The sequence below is a fragment of the Paraburkholderia sp. CHISQ3 genome (assembly GCF_030464945.1).
Lineage (GTDB): Bacteria > Pseudomonadota > Gammaproteobacteria > Burkholderiales > Burkholderiaceae > Paraburkholderia > Paraburkholderia megapolitana.
On the sequence record NZ_JALPRG010000002.1, the window covers coordinates 622,122 to 637,779 of the forward strand.

Sequence of the window (15,658 nt, forward strand, 5' to 3'; positions counted from 1 at the left end):
GCAGCGTTGCTGCGCGCTGTCCGGCCTGCTTCGCGTGCACAACAGGATGGAGATGACGTCGACGAGGAACGCCATCTCGCAGGGAGAGCAGTGATGAAAACTACAACGTTAAATCAGTATTACTACGTGATGCTGCGGGGTACGGCGCTTCTGGCTGCCGGCACAGGAATGTTGCTGACGGTACACGGTGCGCACGGAACGCCTGCCGACGAAGTACTGCCCAAGTGGATCGTCTCAGCCGATGCACCGCTACCCGCGAGCGGCGCAGCGCCGGTCGCGCTGCTCGCGCAGGACAGCTCGTCCGCGACTGGAGCGGCTGCCGTCGGTGCCTCGAGCGCCGCGGACGATGCCTCGCTTGTCTTCCTCGTGAGGACCTGTACCGGCGATGCCGGTCATTGCATGCCGAATCATGGCGGAGGCTCGGGCAACTCGGGCGGCTCTGCGAGTTCCGGCGGCAGTGGCAGCGGTAGCGGCGGCAGTGGTTCAGGTGGCAAGGGCAGCGGCAGTGGCGGTAGTGGTGGTGGTAGCAGCAACAGCGGTGGTGGTGGCAACAGCGGTGGCGGTGGTAGCAGTGGTGGTGGTGGCGGCGGTAGCAGTGGTGGTGGCGGTAGCAGTGGCGGCGGTGGTAGCAGCGGTGGTGGCGGTAGTAGTGGCGGCGGTGGTAGCAGCGGTGGTGGCGGTAGCAGTGGCGGTGGTGGCAGCAGCGGTGGCGGCGGCACTGGCGGGTGCGGTTGCGGCAGCGGCGGTCAAGGCGGCCCTGGCGGTCCCAGCGGCGGTCCCAGCGGCGGTCCTGCCGGCGGTTTCGGCGGGGGCTTCGGTGGCGGCTTCGGTAGTGGAATGGGTGGCGGCTTCGGCGCAGGTTCGGGCAAAGGTGGCTTCGGCGGAGGCTTCGGCAGCGGATCTGGCGCGGGAGGCGGCGGCAAAGGTGGTGGCAACGGACATTAGATCCGTGCGACGGCGCCCCCGCGCCACGCCCCACGACGCAGCCCCTCGACAGGCTGCATCCCCCCGGCCAGCATCGGCGGCGACGTCTCGATCCCCCGGTCGAGCGTCGCCGCCGGGAGCCGGGACATGCAGGATGCTCTCAGGCAACGGTCGGCGCGCGCACCGCCGACCGCTTTCGCTTTTTGCAGCCCCTGAAACTCCAGTCGCAGCAACCGCAGACCAGAAACGCACCAGGAACCAAACAGTCCGGAGTGCCTCATAGCAGATTCAACGATCGATATGAGGGCAACACGTATGAATCGAAACGTCCCCCACGCTTCATCGCGCGCGGCTGCTGCACTGTTGATCGCTGCGGCGATTGGCTTCGTTCCTGCGCTGGTCCGCGCGCAAACACCCGCGCCGGCCGCACCCGCCGCTACCGGCAATGAACAGGAACAAGCCGCACCACCCGTCGATCCCAGCTTTTCCGCGTGGTCACTCGCACAGCAGTGCCGCGACAAGGACAACAATGCACATGCCCAATGCATTGGTGCGATCCGCGGCGTCATCCACGGTTATCAATATGGTGTGCTGTTCCTCGGCGAGCGCGCGGCGTTGCCGGCCAACGAAACGCAGCGCGTGTCGCTGTGTCTGCGCGGTGTGCCGGTGTCGTCGATCATCGATGAATTCGTCGCCGATGCGGCCCAGGTCAGCGACGATTCGCTGAAACGCACGCCCGCCGAAGTCGCCGTGCTCGGCTCGGTCCATCTGCACCACGCCTGCAATTGATGCGGCGTCCCGCTCGCGCTCACAGCATTTCGAGTGGTCGTTTGCTGCGCGGTGGCCTGAAGTGCGCATCGATCTGCGCGCACTCTGTTTCGCTCAGGTGAAGGTCGAGCGCGCGGCGATTGTCGCGCACATGCTCGATTCGTCCAGACTTCGGAATCGCGAAGACACCCGGTTGCCGCAGCGTCCACGCGAGCGCCACCTGAAACACCGACACGCCACGGGCTTCGGCAATATCGTCGAGTGGTGAGCGTTTCGGCAGGCGCGCGTGATCGATGGGACTGTAGGCCATCGCCGGCATGTTCCGATCCGCGAGCCACGGCAGCAGATCGAACTCCGGTCCACGACGGGCGACGTTATAAAGAATCTGGTTCGTCGCGCAGTGCTCGCCGCCGGCCGCGCCGACCAGCTCTTCCATATCGTCGGTATCGAAGTTGCTCACACCCCAGTGACGAATCTTGCCGGCCCGACGCAATGCCTCGAATCCGGCGACGGTCTCCTCGAGTGGAACCGAGCCGCGCCAGTGCAGCAGATACAAGTCGAGCCGATCGGTTTTCAGGCGTTTCAGGCTCTGCTCGCATGCAGCCTGCACTCCGCGGCGACTGCCGTTGTGCGGATAGACCTTGCTGACGAGAAACACGTCGTCGCGCAAACCATCGAGCGCCTCGCCGAGCAGCGATTCGGTTGCACCGTCGCCGTACATTTCGGCGGTATCGATCAGCGTCATCCCGACTTCGATACCGGTACGCAGCGCAGCGATTTCGGCCGCGCGTTGCGCCTGCCGCTCGCCCATCTCCCACGTACCCTGCCCGAGCTTCGGAATACGCTCACCGTTGGGCAATGCAACGCTGGGGAAACCGGTCGTCATGATGTCTCCGTTGAAATGCGCAAGGCCCCTGCTACGACGGACCGCCGTCGATGCGAACCGGCTCAGTGTAGCCACTCGTCGAAGGTGCGGGCAGCGGCCAGGCAAAAGGCCGCTATAACGCGACGCGCCGATGTCATAGAATTGTCGCTTGCCCTTCTTGCGTCCGTCCCATGACCTCAGCCTCGGAAGACCGCTGGCGCGACCTGCGCCCGGACCCGGAAAACGACACACCGCTTTACCTGCAGCTCGCCCGCAAGCTCGGCAACGCGATTCACGAAAACCGCTGGAATGCCGGCGAGGCGCTGCCGTCGGAACGCGTCCTGTCCGATGCGCTCGGCGTATCGCGCATTACATCCCGCAAGGCGATCGCGCTACTCGTCGAGCAGGGTTTGATCCGCCGCACCCAGGGCGCGGGCAGTTTCATCACGCCGCGCTACGAAGATCCGCTGTCGCGTCTGTCGAGCTTCAGCGAAATGCTGCGTCGACGCGGTTTCACACCGAGTTCGCAATGGTTGTCGCGCGACATCCTGCCGGCCAATCGCGATGAAGTGATCCAGCTGGGCCTGTCGCCGGCGGCGGCCGTGACGCGGCTGCGCCGTCTGCGGCTCGCGGACGGCATCGTGATGGCCGTCGAGAATTCGACCTTCCCTGCCTCGGTGATTCCCGATCCGCAAGCGATCGGCGACTCGCTGTACAGCTATCTGGAGCATCGCGGGCTGTCGATCGTGCGTGCGTTGCAGCACTTTCGTGCAGTCAACGCGAGCGAAGAGATCGCGCGGCAAATGAGCATCGCCACGAACGAGGCGCTGCTGCTGATCACCCGCGTCGGCTATACGGCCGATCAGCGGGCGATTGAATTGACCGATACGTATTGTCGCAACGACTACTACGACTTTGTCGCGGAGTTGCGGAAGTAGGCGTTACATCTCGCTTAGTCTTCCCAGCACGCCGCGTCATGTCCGATCGGCACGGGCGGTCGCGCAAAAAACGGCGGCGTCTCCGACAGGTGTTCTGCGGGCAACGTGCCACGCACGCGACCGAACGGCGAATCGACAGTCTCCAGACAGTCGGCGACGTCTTCCAGCGTGACGTCGGGCGTACGCCAGCCCTCTTCGATCTGCCCGAGCGACTGCAGCCAGCGGCCGGTCTGCGCCAGCGACACCCGCACATGCCAGCTACCGCCCTCGGTCGCGCGCCGCGCAAGCGCCGTCATCGCGCCGAACGCCGCCAGATAGCCGGTCGCATGATCGAGCGCCTGACACGGCAGATGCTTCGGCGCTTCGCTCTGCGCAGCGCGACTCTCCGTCCACGCGATACCGCTCGCGGATTGCACGAGACTGTCGAAACCGCGACGCGTCGCCCACGGCCCCGCGTGGCTATACGCGGACACCGAGACGTAGACGATTCCCGGCCGCATCTGCGCCAGCGCATCGGGGCCGAAGCCGCGCGCCGCCAGCGCGCCAGGACGATAAGCCTGCAGGAACACATCGGCGCCAGTAGCCAGCTCGCGTAACTGGGCACGCGCAGCGTCGTCGCGCAGATCGAGTGCAGCAGAGCGTTTGCCACGCCCCGTGTCGATCACGAGCGGCGCAATGTTCGGCAGATGCGGACCATTGATCAACAGCACCTGCGCACCATGCTGCGCGAGCGCGCGACCCGCCGTCGGCCCCGCGATGATGCGCGACAGATCTAGTACCCGCACGCCGGCGAGCGGCCGGTCGAAGCCACCCCGGCCCGGCGCTTCGGGCGGCGCATCGCCGATTCGCTCGATCTCGAAGAGCGGCAGATCGGCAACGGCCTTCGCCTGTTCGAGCGCGGCCCATTCGCGCGGCGAGCGGATCAGCGCCGCGCACAAACCCGCATCGGCGAGCGTCTGATCGAGCGCCGCGCCGTCCCAGCCGCGGATCGCCTCGGCCACCGCCGCAGGCTCATTCGCACAACCGAGCACGCTCAACACGCCGTGCAGATGATGCGGAAAATTCGTATGCAGTTGCACCCAGCGGTCGTCGCGCGTTGCGTAGAAACCCATGATGGGATCGCGCAGCGCGGGCGGCGGCCCATCGTTCACACGGAGGTAGCGCTCGCTGCGAAACGCGGCCAGTGCACGACGCACATCGACGTCGACACGCTGCCGGCAACCGGTGCGCAAACGGAAGCATTCGGCAGCGGCGAGCCCGGTCGCAGCAATTGTCGACGCCGCCAGCGTGCCGACGCGATACACGGACGGCAACGCGGGATCGGCACCTGAGATGGAAACGGCGGAGAGCGCAGCCGGATCGCAGCCGGCGATGCTCCAGAGATGATCGAGTGCAAGAGAGGGAGTCATGTTGATCGACATTGCCCGACAGGAAGAATGGCTTCGAGTCTAGAATCGCACCTCATCGCAATCAATCTTGATTAATATAATCAACATAGATCGATTTCTACGGTTTTCCGCCGCTCTTATACACATACCCGCCATACCCGCCCATGCCCGATCAACTCACCGCCACCGAAGCCGCCGAAACACTCGGCATCAGCGTCGCTACGCTCTATGCCTATGTGAGCCGCGGCATGCTGCGCTCGACGCCGGATGTCGAAGGGCAACGCCATCTGTATGACGCCGCCGATGTGCGCCGTCTTGCGCGTCGCAAGGCGGATGGCAAGCGGGCAGGCAAGGTTGCGCAAAAGGTATTGGACTGGGGCGTGCCGGTGCTGGAATCGTCGATCACGCTGATTGCAGATGGCCAGCTTTTCTATCGCGGCCGCGATGCAATCGATCTCGCGCGCAAGGCAAGCCTCGAAGAGGTTGCCGCGCTGCTGTGGGAATGTACGCCGCGACGCATTGCCGATACGCCACCGACGCAACCGGGACCGCCTTCCGCTGCGCAATGGGCGGCATGGCTGAAGCTCTGGGGCGACAGCGCACCGCTCGATCGTGCGCTCGTGTTGCTGCCCGCGGCGGCCGCCCAGATGCCGCGCGTCTGGGCGCTCGGCCGCGATGCGCAGCTCGATTCAGCGTGTGCACTGGTGCGGCTGCTCGCTGCCGCGATGATCTCGACGACGCCGTCGGGTAATCCGCTGCACCGGCAACTCGCCACGACCTGGGGCGTGCGCAACCGGCGGCAAGCCGACCTGCTGCGTATGGCGCTGGTGCTGTGTGCGGATCATGAGCTGAATGCGTCCACGTTTACCGTGCGCTGCATTACGTCGACCGGCACGCATCTGTTCGGTGCGATAGCGGGCGGTCTCGCCGCGCTGGCAGGACCGCGTCACGGTGGCGAAACCACGCGCGTCGCGGCGCTGTTCGACGAAGCCGAGCGTGCCGGCGATCCCAACCGCTTCCTCGCCACCCGTATCGCGCACAACGAGCACGACGGTGCGCCAGGTGCGGTGCTGTCCGGCTTCGGTCATCCGCTGTACCCGCAAGGCGATCCGCGCGCGGCGTTGCTGCTGGACGCGCTGACGCAATGCGCGCCGGCACGCTCGCCACTGCCGTCAATCCTCGCGCTCGCGCAAACCGTGCGTGAAACCACGGGCGCGGAACCGACCGTCGACTTCGCTCTCGCCGCCCTCGAGCGCGTGCTCGATCTACCGAAGGAAGCGGCCTTCACGCTGTTCGCGGTTGGGCGGACAGTCGGCTGGATCGCCCATGCAATGGAACAGGCGGCAGACGGAAGACTGATCCGGCCGCGCGCCCGCTACATCGGCGAACACTACGAAGAGTGACGTCGGTTCGTCGCACGGCGCGATTAGATCGCTCGATTACGCCGCGCGGTTACACCGCTCGATTGCCTCGCTCGACTACGCAGCAAGCAACCACCGCGGCAACCAGCTACGCACCGGCGCACGCAGTCCCGCAGCAGCCGGCCGCGGCGTGCCGACACGCCCTTCCTCGACAGCCAGCGCGACACGCGCACCCGTGCGTCCGGCACTGATCCACGCCTGCGCGCCACGCGGCAGTTCGAAAGACTCGCCAGAAGCAAGCCAGTGATCGGTCAGATCGCCGCTGACGGTCAACCAGACCTCGCCCGCCATCACTTTGAGTACGAGCGGCTGCGCGGCACGCCAGGCGGCCGCGGGCTCGCCGTGTTCGAGTTCGAAAGTACGGATTTCGCGCATTGCTGTTCTCCTTGCAGGGCACTCTGGTTGAAACATTATTGCTGTGAGATGATCAGAAACCCATGAACACTTCCGAACAGTTTTGACAGAACTGTTCAGTCGAAAAACCGGACAGTTGCTGAGCAACTGCGCGAACAACTGCGCAAACCGGCGCCTCGACAGCGGGACCAGGAGGACGCAGATGAAACTCGATATCGAACTCGACCGCGATAACGGCGTGCCGCTCATCGAGCAGATCGTGCACGGCGTGCAGACATGGATCCGCTCGCGCGCGGCGCGCCCCGGTGCGAAGCTGCCGTCGATCCGCCAGTTCGCCGCCGACTACGCAATCAGCCGCTTTCCGGTGATCGAGGCGTATGACCGGCTTGTCTCGCTTGGTTATGTCGACTCGCGTCACGGCTCCGGTTTTTACGTGGCCGAGCGGTTGCGCACCGGCATGTCGGGCCGCGGCACCTCGGACCCGCGTCGTGCCGAAGAGGAATCGGTTCATCTCCTGCAGGAGTTCAACCATCCGGGCGGAACGCTAAAGCTCGGCAGCGGGTTCACGCCCGAAGCGTGGCGCGACATGGACAGCCTCGTGCACGCCATCCGCCACGTCTCGCGCGTCGACACCGAGAGCCTGATCGACTACTCGACGCCGCTAGGCAATGCGACGCTGCGCGAACATCTGCAGGCACGCATCGCACAGCTCGGCATCGTCGTGGATGCGTCCCAGATTCTCATCACGAATGGCGCAAGCCACGCGCTCGACCTGCTGATGCGCTACCGGCTCAAACCCGGCGACACGGTGTTTGTCGAAGACCCCGGCTACTTCAATCTGAACGGCCTGCTGAAGCTGCACGGCGTCAAGCTGATCGGCATTCCGCGCAATCACGGCGGCCCGGACCTCGATGTGCTGCAGGCACAGTTGCAGCAGCATCGGCCGAAGCTGTTCTTCATCAACACCGTGTTTCACAATCCGACCGGCACGTCGGTGTCGCCGCCGGTTGCGTTCCGGCTACTGCAGTTCGCCCGCGAGCACGATTTCACGTTCGTCGAAGACGACATCTTCGCGGACTTCCAGAGCGAACCAACCGCGCGACTCGCGACGCTCGATCAGCTCGAACATGTGGTCTATATCGGTGGACTGTCGAAGACACTGTCGTCGTCGCTGCGCATCGGCTACCTCGTGGCGAGCCACGCGATCGTCAAGGATCTGATCGACATCAAGATGCTGACGAGCATCGGCGGTTCGCGTTTTGTCGAAGCGGTTGCGGTTGCGCTGCTCGAACGCGGCATGTACCGGAAGTATCTCGAGCGGCTGCGGCGCCGGATGAGCGATGCGATGGGCCTCACCGTGCAGACGCTCGAAGATAACGGCTGGGAAGTGTTCGAAAAGCCGCTCGGCGGTCAGTTCGTGTGGGCGCGCGTGCCCGGTATCGACGATGCGGCGCGGCTCGTCGAGTGTGGTGAGCCGCTTGGCGTGACGGTCCCGCCGGGCAGCTACTTCCGGCCCAATGCAGAGACGAGCCCGTGGATTCGCATCAACGCGGCGTTCGGCAACGACCCGCGTGCGCATGCGTTCTTTGCTGCGGCGGCGCAACTCCCACGCTGACCAGCGTGGGCGCGTCCCGACTCAGCTTTCGAGCGGCCGCTTCGCCGTTTCGCGCGCAGCCAGCAATGCGATAGCCGTGACGACCAGCGCCCCGCTCACGTACATCGACACCGCGGTCGTGCCATGCCAGTGGCGATACAGCGCAACGATAATGAGCGGCGCGAAGCCGCCGCCGACAATACCCGCCAGCGTATAAGCCAGCGACGACCCGGCATAACGCACGCGCGTCGGAAACTGCTCGGTGACGAAAGCCGCCTGCGGGCCGTACATCATCGCGTGAATCACGAGACCCACGACGACCGCAAGCACGATGGTGAGCGGCCGCGCACTATCCATCAGCACGAAGAACACGAACGCCCAAACGATCGCCGCCACGACGCCGGCCAGATACACCGGCCGCCGGCCGAAGCGATCGGACAACGCACCGAAGAGCGGCACGCTCAACGCATTGAACGCGGTGCCGGCCAGCACGGCACCGAGCGCCAGCGATCTCGGCAGACTGAGCACGGTGGTCACGTAGGTCAGCGTGAACACGACGAGCAACGCATACAGCACATCCGAGCCGATGCGCGAGCCGCCGGCAATCAGAAGCCGCCGCCAATGCTGCGCGAACACCTCGGCGACCGGCACTTTCGCAGTTGCGTGTGCCTCGCTCAGTTGCTGGAACTGCGGGGTTTCCTCGACGCCGTTGCGCACCCAGATACCGAACGCGACCAGCAGCAGACTCGCGAGAAACGGCACGCGCCAGCCCCACGACAGAAAATCGCCGGACGAAATCGTCATCGTGATCGCTGCGATGAAGCCGGTCCCGAGCAGCGTTCCGAACGACGGCCCGACCTGCGTCCACGAAGCGTTGAGTCCGCGTTTCTTCTGGTCGCCGTGTTCGACCGACAGCAGCACCGCACCGGCCCATTCGCCACCGAGCGCAACACCCTGTACGAAGCGCAGCGCAACCAGCAGGATCGGGCTCAGGATGCCGGCCGTTTCGTAGGTGGGCAGTGCGCCCATCAACGCGGTGGTGATGCCCATCAGCACGAGCGTGATCATCAGCACCGCGCGGCGGCCCACGCGATCGCCTAGGTTACCAAACACCAGACCGCCGAGCGGCCGCGACACATAGCCGACCGCATAGGTAGAAAACGCGAGCAGCGTACCGGCGAGCGGATCGACGGACGGAAAGAACAGGTGATTGAAAACCAGCGCGGCAAGCGTGTTGTAGACCGTGAAGTCATACCATTCGAGCGACGTGCCGACCATGCTGGCAGTCGCGAGCCGCCCCCGGCCCGCACGCGGACGGCCGAGCACCGCGGGTTGTGCAACGGTGTTCATCAGATTCTCCAGGTTGGGATGGATGCCGGTCGTCGGGCGTTGAATGGCAGTTCGCTACGCGCCAAGGCGCCACAGGAGGCTGAAGGTACGCACGTCGTCCGGCGATGCACCGGCCTCGCGTGCCAGCGTTTCGGCCACCGCGCGAGTCGCCGCGGCATCGCTGCCTTCGACGAACACAATCGCATCGGCCGCTGCAAGCTGAGGTGTGCCGCCGGACGTCGCGAGCGGAGTGGAGAGTCGTGCATCGGTGCAAAACATCCGGATCGCGTGTATGCCCGCCTGCCGCACGCTGGCTTCGGCGTGCGCGTGCCAGCGCGTCGAATCGGCGGCTTGCGGCGGCAGCACGAACAGGGCGAGCTGGCCACCCTCGCCCGCGCCGGCTTCGAGCACCAGTTCGCCGACACGTCGTTGCGTATTCGTCATGCGCGCAAAGTTGCGCAGCGACCAGTCCGTCTGCACGGTAAAAGCCTGCTTGTACGACGCACTGTCGAACACACCGAGCGAATCGGTCACATACAACGCGAGATAGCGGCGCGCCTGACCGTCGTTCGCCAGAAAGCGCCGCGCGTGACGAAAGCCCGGCAGCGCAACGCGCTCCTGCATATGTTCGCGGTCATACCAGGCATTGAAGTCGGCGTCCACCAGCGGATCCGCTTCGGTGTCGGTCCAGATGCAGAGCTGGCCGAACGGAGAGGACGGTTTGAGACTCATGGGCAACGCTCCTGCGCACTGAGAGAAATCGGTCAGTGCACAGTGTCGCCAGTAGGCGCCGCTTCAATCCAACAAGAAAAAAAATCCGCAGCGAACAGGTTTTCTTATGGCTTCCGTTTGCGCGGCGCGTTCGCCGCTGGAACCTTAGCCTTGGCGTTAGCCTTTCCTTGACGCGGTTTCGCAGCGGCAGAGCGCTTGCTCGCAGCGCGCGCAGGCCGTGCCGCGGTGCCGACAAGCGCAGGACCCAGCGCGTGCACGAACACCCTCGCCTGCTCGGCGGCCAGCTCGACGATGCGCGCCGACAGCTCGCCGCCCTGCGCGCGATGGGTTGCTATAAGCGGCAGCGGCGCGAAACCGCCGTCTACATCCAGCAGCTCCAGCACGCCTTCAGTCAGTTCGCGCTGGATGATCGCAGGCGGCAGCACGGCCACGCCGAAACCGTCCGCGACGAGCCGGATCATCGCGGCCACGGAACTGATGCAATTGATCCGCGCAGGCCGCTCGACATCGGCGAACACGCGTTCCAGCGCGGCATGCGGCCCCGAGTGACGCGAAAAACTGAGCACCGGAAACTCGGCCACGCGATCGAGATCGATCGTGCTGCCGGACAGACCGAGCGTCGGACTCGCCACCCAGCGCAGCGGAAATTCGCACAGCGGATGATTGACGAACTCCGGCCCGGACAGCAGATCGGTTTGCAGGATCAGATCGACGGAATCGGTGCGCAGCAATTGCTCGAGATGGATCGTCGTGTCGCTTGTCACCTCGATCTCGAGACGCGGATAGCGATCGCGTACCACGGTCATCAGCGCGGGAAACCAGCTATGCACGATCGATTCGATGACGCCGATGCGTATCAACCCGGCATCTCCGCTCGCATCGTCGACTTCGCGGCGCATCTCGTCGCCAAGTCGCACGATGCGCTCGGCGTAAGCGAGTAGCTTGCGGCCAGCGGGCGTGAGCGTCGCCGAGCGCGAGTTGCGGTCGAACAGACGCACATCGAAGCTGTCTTCGAGCGACGCAATGCGGCTCGATACGGCCGCCTGGGTCGTATGCAGTTTTTCGGCGGTGAGGCGGAAGTTTCGCAGTCGCGCCAGCCAGATGAAGGTCTCGAGGAAACGGATATTCATGGTTTGGGCCAACGGACAAAGGGCGGAAAGCTTGCATGGTAGCGCGCCAGCTCGACCCGCAAAGAAGCAGGACTTGGGCTATCCCGACCTTTTCCCTAGAATGTGGCCTACCCGGTCCACCAGGTTCAACCGCAGCGCTGTGTCGCAGCCGCGCGTCCCACACGCTCCCAGGCCCTCATGTCCACGCCATCGACCGCCGCCTCGCCGTCCCCTCGTATGCTCACCGTGATGCTGTGGCTCGTCGCCACCGGCTTCTTCATGCAGACGCTCGACTCGACGATCGTCAACACCGCGCTGCCCGCGATGGCGACGAGCCTCGGCGAGCTGCCGCTGCGGATGCAATCAGTGGTGATCGCATATTCGCTGACGATGGCGGTCATGATCCCGGTATCGGGCTGGCTCGCGGACCGCTTCGGCACGCGGCGCGTGTTCTTCAGCGCGATTCTCGTGTTCACGGTCGGCTCGCTGCTGTGTGCGAACGCGCATACGCTGACGCAGCTCGTGCTGTGGCGCATCGTGCAGGGCGTAGGCGGCGCGATGCTGCTGCCGGTCGGCCGGCTCGCGGTGCTGCGCACCTTTCCCGCCGAGCGTTATCTGCCAGCGCTGTCGTTCGTCGCGATTCCAGGCCTGGTCGGGCCGCTGATCGGACCGACGCTCGGCGGCTGGCTCGTCAAGATCGCGTCGTGGCACTGGATCTTCCTGATCAACGTGCCGGTCGGGTTGATCGGTTGCATCGCGACGTTCATCTTCATGCCGGACAGCCGCAATCCGGACACCGCGCCGTTCGACATGAAGGGCTATCTGCTGCTGGTGCTCGGCATGGTGGCGATCTCGTTCGCGCTCGACGGACGCACCGAGCTCGGCATTCAACATGCCGCCGTGCTCGTGCTGTTGATTCTCAGCCTCGCTGCCTTCGTCGCCTACGGGCTGCACGCGGTGCGCGCACCGCAGCCGATTTTCTCGCTCGATCTGTTCAGGATCCACACGTTCAGCGTCGGCCTGCTCGGCAACCTGTTCGCGCGGATCGGCAGCGGCGCGATGCCGTATCTGATCCCGCTGCTGCTACAGGTGAGCCTCGGCTACTCGGCATTCGAAGCGGGCCTGATGATGCTGCCGGTCGCCGCCGCGGGCATGACGTCGAAGCGCATCGTCACGCAGCTGATCACGAAGTACGGCTACCGGCGCATCCTCGTCATCAACACGGTGCTGGTCGGGCTCGCCATGGCGAGCTTCTCGCTGACGAGCGCGGACCAGCCGTTATGGCTGCGGCTCGTGCAGCTTGCGTTCTTCGGCGGCGTCAACTCGATCCAGTTCACCGCGATGAACACGCTCACGCTGAAGGATCTCGGCACCGGCGGCGCGAGCAGCGGCAACAGCCTGTTTTCGCTGGTACAGATGCTGTCGATGAGCCTCGGCGTCACGGTGGCAGGCGCACTGCTCGCTACCTTCACGGGCCTGATCCCGCGCGCGACCGCGGTCAACACGCTGCCCGCGTTCCACGCGACGTTCCTGTGCGTCGGCATCATCACGGCCGGCACGTCGTGGATCTTCGCGCAGCTCGCACCGGACATCCGCCGCGCGGCGAAGAAAACCGATCCGTCCGAGCGGACCTGACCCGGCGCTCACACCGGCTCGATCAACGGTGCCGGTGAGGCGCACTGGTTTACCCGCAACAGATGCTCGGGTGCGTTCGCCAAAACCAGCACTTCACGAACACTTCGGGGCACGTCGCGCACCAGCGCTGTGCGGCAGGACGCACGACGCGCAGCAAAAACTCACGAACGTGAGCCGGATCTGCGCAGAAACCACTTTCTCCACGCGCATGTTTCTTGCTCGCCTATCCTGTAAACTTGCGGGCAGCCCCAGCGAATCAAGCGAGCTTGCGCACGGCCCGCCCTTCACAAGACCGACATGATGAGCACCATCGACCTCGATCCTCCCGGTTTCCAGCCGCCGCGCCCCATGGCCGGCGACGAAGGCGCCCGGCGCACCGTCCTGTATGGCGGCTACACCGTCTTCAGCGTGTTCCAGCCTGTGTTTTCGGTGTCGCACCGGCGCGCCATCGGCTACCACGCATCGCTGCGCGCGCACGACGAGCAGGCGCTGCAAGTGCCGTCGCACGAAGTGTTCACGCAGGCGGCGCGGCGCGGCGATCTGCTGGAACTCGGACGACTTGCCGAATCGCTGCATCTCGGCAACTTCAATGCGTTCGACAGCCACGACGAGTGGCTCTTCCTGAACCTGCATCCGGCCGCGCTGATGGACACGAGCTACGGCGATGCGTTGCTCGCGAGCCTGAAAGCGCTCGGCTTGCCGCCGCAGCGTGTCGTGCTCGAAGTGTCGGAGCAGGCGGGCGGCGAAACGACGCGCTTCGCCGAGATCGTCGATGCGTTGCGCAAATCCGGCTTTCTGATCGCGCTCGATGGCTTTGGTGCGAAGCATTCGAACATCGACCGCGTGTGGCAATTGCGACCCGACATCGTTACGCTCGATCGCTGCATTCTTGCGCAGGCGAGCGAGCATTCGCATATCGAGCGCGTGCTGCCGGGCCTCGTGTCGCTGCTGCACGAATCGGGGCAACTCGTGCTGATGGGTGGTCTGTCCACCGAACGCGATGCACTGATCGCGCTCGAGTGCAATGTGGATTTCGTGCAGGGGACGTACTTCGCGGGCCCGAGCGTCGACCCGGTGAAACCGCAGACAGCCGCGGGGGTGATGGATGCGCTATCGGCAGCGCTGCGCGAACGTGTCGCCGCACGCGAACGTGCCCAGGCGAAGCGCCTTGCCCCTTACGTCATCGCGCTGAAACAGGCGAGCACGCAACTGATCGCGGGCAAAACCGTGGCGGATGCAACCACCGCGCTGCTGGCGCTCGACGAAACCGCTCGCTGCTTCCTGCTCGATGCGTCAGGCCGGCAGATCGGCGATAACGTGCTACCGCCCGGCCGCGCATCGCAGCGCGCCAAGCGGTTTCGTCCGTTGCTGCACTCGGAAGGCGCTAGCTGGGAACGTCGGCCGTATTTCATCGAAGCCGTGCGCACGCCAGGCCTCGTGCATGTGACGCCACCGTATCTGTCGATCAACGAGGCGCACCTATGCGTCACCGCATCGATCGCCGCGCAGACTGCGCACGGCGTTCAGGTGCTATGCGTCGACATCAACTGGGAAGTCGCCGCACACCGTAACTGACACGGACGGGCGCACAAGAGAACGTGCGCGAATGCGTTTCAACAGACGTTGCACGGCGAACAGACCGAATTGCGCGTTGGCGGCCCGCAGGCTCGTCGCATCGGTGACCACACGCAGCGCGGCGATGGCGCCGGTGCCGGTGCCGCAGTCGTCCGCAGTGATATCCAGCCATGCCACGATCTCGCCGGCGCGCAGCAGCGCGAGACCCGGCGTGTCGTCCATCGACATGGCTTCGGCCGCGCAACCCTTCATGCTCGCGACGAATGTCGTCGTGGCTACCGTGTCGAGCGCATCGTCGACCACTTCCGGTAGCGCGCCGAACAGTCGCAGCAGGCTCGCGCGGTCCTGTTCATCGATCGCTTCCCGCAGTTGTTCGACCAGCCGCGTATGCGCGGCCGGATCGGCCGCCGGCAACGGCGCACCCGCGCGCTGCAGACGACTCTTCGCGCGATGCACGATCTGCCGGCAAGTCGATGGCGGCCGGTCGAGAATCTTCGCAATGTCCGCGTATTCGCAATCGAACGCTTCGTGCAACACGAATGCCGCGCGTTCTTCGGGCTTGAGCCTCTCGAGCAGCAGCAGTACGCCGCTGGACAATTCCGCTGCGCGCAATGCAAGCTCTTCCGCCGACGGCGCGAATTCGTCGAGCCACGGTTGCGGCGGCACGCCACCGTTCTGCAACGCACGCTCGTATTGCAGATGCCGCAACCGGTCGATCGCGAGGCGCGTCGTGATCGTGGTGAGCCAGGCAGCGGGGGTACGCACTTCGTCGGTACTGGCGGATTGCCACTTCAGCCATGCGTCCTGCACGATGTCCTCGGCTTCCGCGCGGCTGCCGAGCATCCGGTACGCGAGCGCGAGCAGCCGTGCGCGTGCGGCATCGAAGGCCGCTGCGGGATCGTTTGTCTGTTCTGTCATGTGTGACTCATGTGTAACATTCGCAACGCTCCAAAAACGAACGTGAAACCAGCGCGCGCTCGCGCGCTTTTCCGGTTGACGTTTGAACCACGGCCGGCGTGACACTCC

At 65.1% G+C, this 15,658-nt stretch carries 14 protein-coding genes; 7 read left to right on the top strand and 7 right to left on the bottom strand.

The annotated features are described in order from the left end of the window. Nucleotides 1-93 precede the first annotated feature (93 nt). Nucleotides 94-945 (top strand): hypothetical protein, encoded by an 852-nt coding sequence (locus M0D65_RS06530; protein WP_266251933.1) that lies wholly within the window; start codon nt 94-96, stop codon nt 943-945. A gap of 294 nt (nt 946-1,239) precedes the next feature. After that, on the top strand, nt 1,240-1,713 hold the full coding sequence (locus tag M0D65_RS06535; RefSeq protein WP_266251934.1) for a hypothetical protein: 474 nt from the start codon (nt 1,240-1,242) through the stop codon (nt 1,711-1,713). Between the two features lie 19 nt (nt 1,714-1,732). On the opposite strand, the gene M0D65_RS06540 is transcribed toward M0D65_RS06535, so the two are convergent. Further along, on the bottom strand, nt 1,733-2,578 hold the full coding sequence (locus M0D65_RS06540) for an aldo/keto reductase (RefSeq protein ID WP_266251935.1): 846 nt from the start codon (nt 2,576-2,578) through the stop codon (nt 1,733-1,735). Between the two features lie 170 nt (nt 2,579-2,748). Between M0D65_RS06540 and M0D65_RS06545 the strand changes: the two genes are divergently transcribed. Continuing rightward, nucleotides 2,749-3,495, top strand: coding sequence for a GntR family transcriptional regulator (locus M0D65_RS06545; RefSeq protein ID WP_091011230.1), 747 nt, complete (start codon nt 2,749-2,751; stop codon nt 3,493-3,495). 14 nt (nt 3,496-3,509) lie between these two features. Here M0D65_RS06545 and M0D65_RS06550 read toward each other — a convergent pair whose 3' ends face one another. Continuing rightward, on the bottom strand, nt 3,510-4,904 hold the full coding sequence (locus tag M0D65_RS06550) for a CoA transferase (protein ID WP_266251936.1): 1,395 nt from the start codon (nt 4,902-4,904) through the stop codon (nt 3,510-3,512). Nucleotides 4,905-5,047: 143 nt separating this feature from the next. Between M0D65_RS06550 and M0D65_RS06555 the strand changes: the two genes are divergently transcribed. Continuing rightward, entirely contained in the window at nt 5,048-6,286 is a 1,239-nt protein-coding gene (locus tag M0D65_RS06555) for a citrate synthase family protein (protein ID WP_266251937.1), read from the top strand. Nucleotides 6,287-6,361: 75 nt separating this feature from the next. Here the strand turns inward: M0D65_RS06555 and M0D65_RS06560 are convergent, their stop codons facing one another. After that, nucleotides 6,362-6,679 carry a DUF2917 domain-containing protein gene (locus tag M0D65_RS06560; protein WP_266251938.1) on the bottom strand — a complete coding sequence of 106 codons (318 nt, stop codon included), beginning with the start codon at nt 6,677-6,679 and terminating at the stop codon, nt 6,362-6,364. Between the two features lie 181 nt (nt 6,680-6,860). Between M0D65_RS06560 and M0D65_RS06565 the strand changes: the two genes are divergently transcribed. Continuing rightward, complete coding sequence (locus tag M0D65_RS06565; RefSeq protein ID WP_266251939.1) at nt 6,861-8,273, top strand: PLP-dependent aminotransferase family protein; 1,413 nt, start codon at nt 6,861-6,863, stop codon at nt 8,271-8,273. Nucleotides 8,274-8,294: 21 nt separating this feature from the next. On the opposite strand, the gene M0D65_RS06570 is transcribed toward M0D65_RS06565, so the two are convergent. From M0D65_RS06570 to M0D65_RS06580, 3 genes are all read right to left on the bottom strand, one after another. Further along, a complete protein-coding gene (locus M0D65_RS06570) occupies nt 8,295-9,614 on the bottom strand; it encodes an MFS transporter (RefSeq protein WP_266252040.1) in 1,320 nt (439 codons plus the stop codon). Between the two features lie 42 nt (nt 9,615-9,656). Further along, the gene (locus M0D65_RS06575) at nt 9,657-10,313 is read right to left on the bottom strand and encodes a DUF4286 family protein (RefSeq protein WP_266251940.1); all 657 of its coding nucleotides are present in this window, start codon (nt 10,311-10,313) and stop codon (nt 9,657-9,659) included. A 104-nt stretch (nt 10,314-10,417) separates the two neighbouring features. Then, nucleotides 10,418-11,443: a LysR family transcriptional regulator gene (locus tag M0D65_RS06580; protein ID WP_266251941.1), complete on the bottom strand. Its 1,026-nt coding sequence runs from the start codon at nt 11,441-11,443 to the stop codon at nt 10,418-10,420. A gap of 177 nt (nt 11,444-11,620) precedes the next feature. Between M0D65_RS06580 and mdtD the strand changes: the two genes are divergently transcribed. After that, a complete protein-coding gene (gene mdtD / locus M0D65_RS06585; RefSeq protein ID WP_266251942.1) occupies nt 11,621-13,057 on the top strand; it encodes a multidrug transporter subunit MdtD in 1,437 nt (478 codons plus the stop codon). A gap of 300 nt (nt 13,058-13,357) precedes the next feature. After that, entirely contained in the window at nt 13,358-14,632 is a 1,275-nt protein-coding gene (locus M0D65_RS06590; protein ID WP_266252041.1) for an EAL domain-containing protein, read from the top strand. Here the strand turns inward: M0D65_RS06590 and M0D65_RS06595 are convergent. After that, a complete protein-coding gene (locus tag M0D65_RS06595; RefSeq protein ID WP_266251943.1) occupies nt 14,588-15,550 on the bottom strand; it encodes a sigma-70 family RNA polymerase sigma factor in 963 nt (320 codons plus the stop codon). The genes M0D65_RS06590 and M0D65_RS06595 overlap by 45 nt on opposite strands. Nucleotides 15,551-15,658 lie beyond the last annotated feature (108 nt).

What these genes read in the sequence shown, in the direction of transcription:
- M0D65_RS06580 (WP_266251941.1), bottom strand. Translation starts at nt 11,443, where the DNA reads ATGAATATCCGTTTCCTCGAGACCTTCATCTGGCTGGCGCGACTGCGA.
- M0D65_RS06550 (WP_266251936.1), bottom strand. Translation starts at nt 4,904, where the DNA reads ATGACTCCCTCTCTTGCACTCGATCATCTCTGGAGCATCGCCGGCTGC.
- M0D65_RS06545 (WP_091011230.1), top strand. Translation starts at nt 2,749, where the DNA reads ATGACCTCAGCCTCGGAAGACCGCTGGCGCGACCTGCGCCCGGACCCG.
- mdtD (WP_266251942.1), top strand. Translation starts at nt 11,621, where the DNA reads ATGTCCACGCCATCGACCGCCGCCTCGCCGTCCCCTCGTATGCTCACC.
- M0D65_RS06530 (WP_266251933.1), top strand. Translation starts at nt 94, where the DNA reads ATGAAAACTACAACGTTAAATCAGTATTACTACGTGATGCTGCGGGGT.
- M0D65_RS06560 (WP_266251938.1), bottom strand. Translation starts at nt 6,679, where the DNA reads ATGCGCGAAATCCGTACTTTCGAACTCGAACACGGCGAGCCCGCGGCC.
- M0D65_RS06595 (WP_266251943.1), bottom strand. Translation starts at nt 15,550, where the DNA reads ATGACAGAACAGACAAACGATCCCGCAGCGGCCTTCGATGCCGCACGC.
- M0D65_RS06555 (WP_266251937.1), top strand. Translation starts at nt 5,048, where the DNA reads ATGCCCGATCAACTCACCGCCACCGAAGCCGCCGAAACACTCGGCATC.
- M0D65_RS06565 (WP_266251939.1), top strand. Translation starts at nt 6,861, where the DNA reads ATGAAACTCGATATCGAACTCGACCGCGATAACGGCGTGCCGCTCATC.
- M0D65_RS06575 (WP_266251940.1), bottom strand. Translation starts at nt 10,313, where the DNA reads ATGAGTCTCAAACCGTCCTCTCCGTTCGGCCAGCTCTGCATCTGGACC.
- M0D65_RS06540 (WP_266251935.1), bottom strand. Translation starts at nt 2,578, where the DNA reads ATGACGACCGGTTTCCCCAGCGTTGCATTGCCCAACGGTGAGCGTATT.
- M0D65_RS06535 (WP_266251934.1), top strand. Translation starts at nt 1,240, where the DNA reads ATGAATCGAAACGTCCCCCACGCTTCATCGCGCGCGGCTGCTGCACTG.
- M0D65_RS06590 (WP_266252041.1), top strand. Translation starts at nt 13,358, where the DNA reads ATGAGCACCATCGACCTCGATCCTCCCGGTTTCCAGCCGCCGCGCCCC.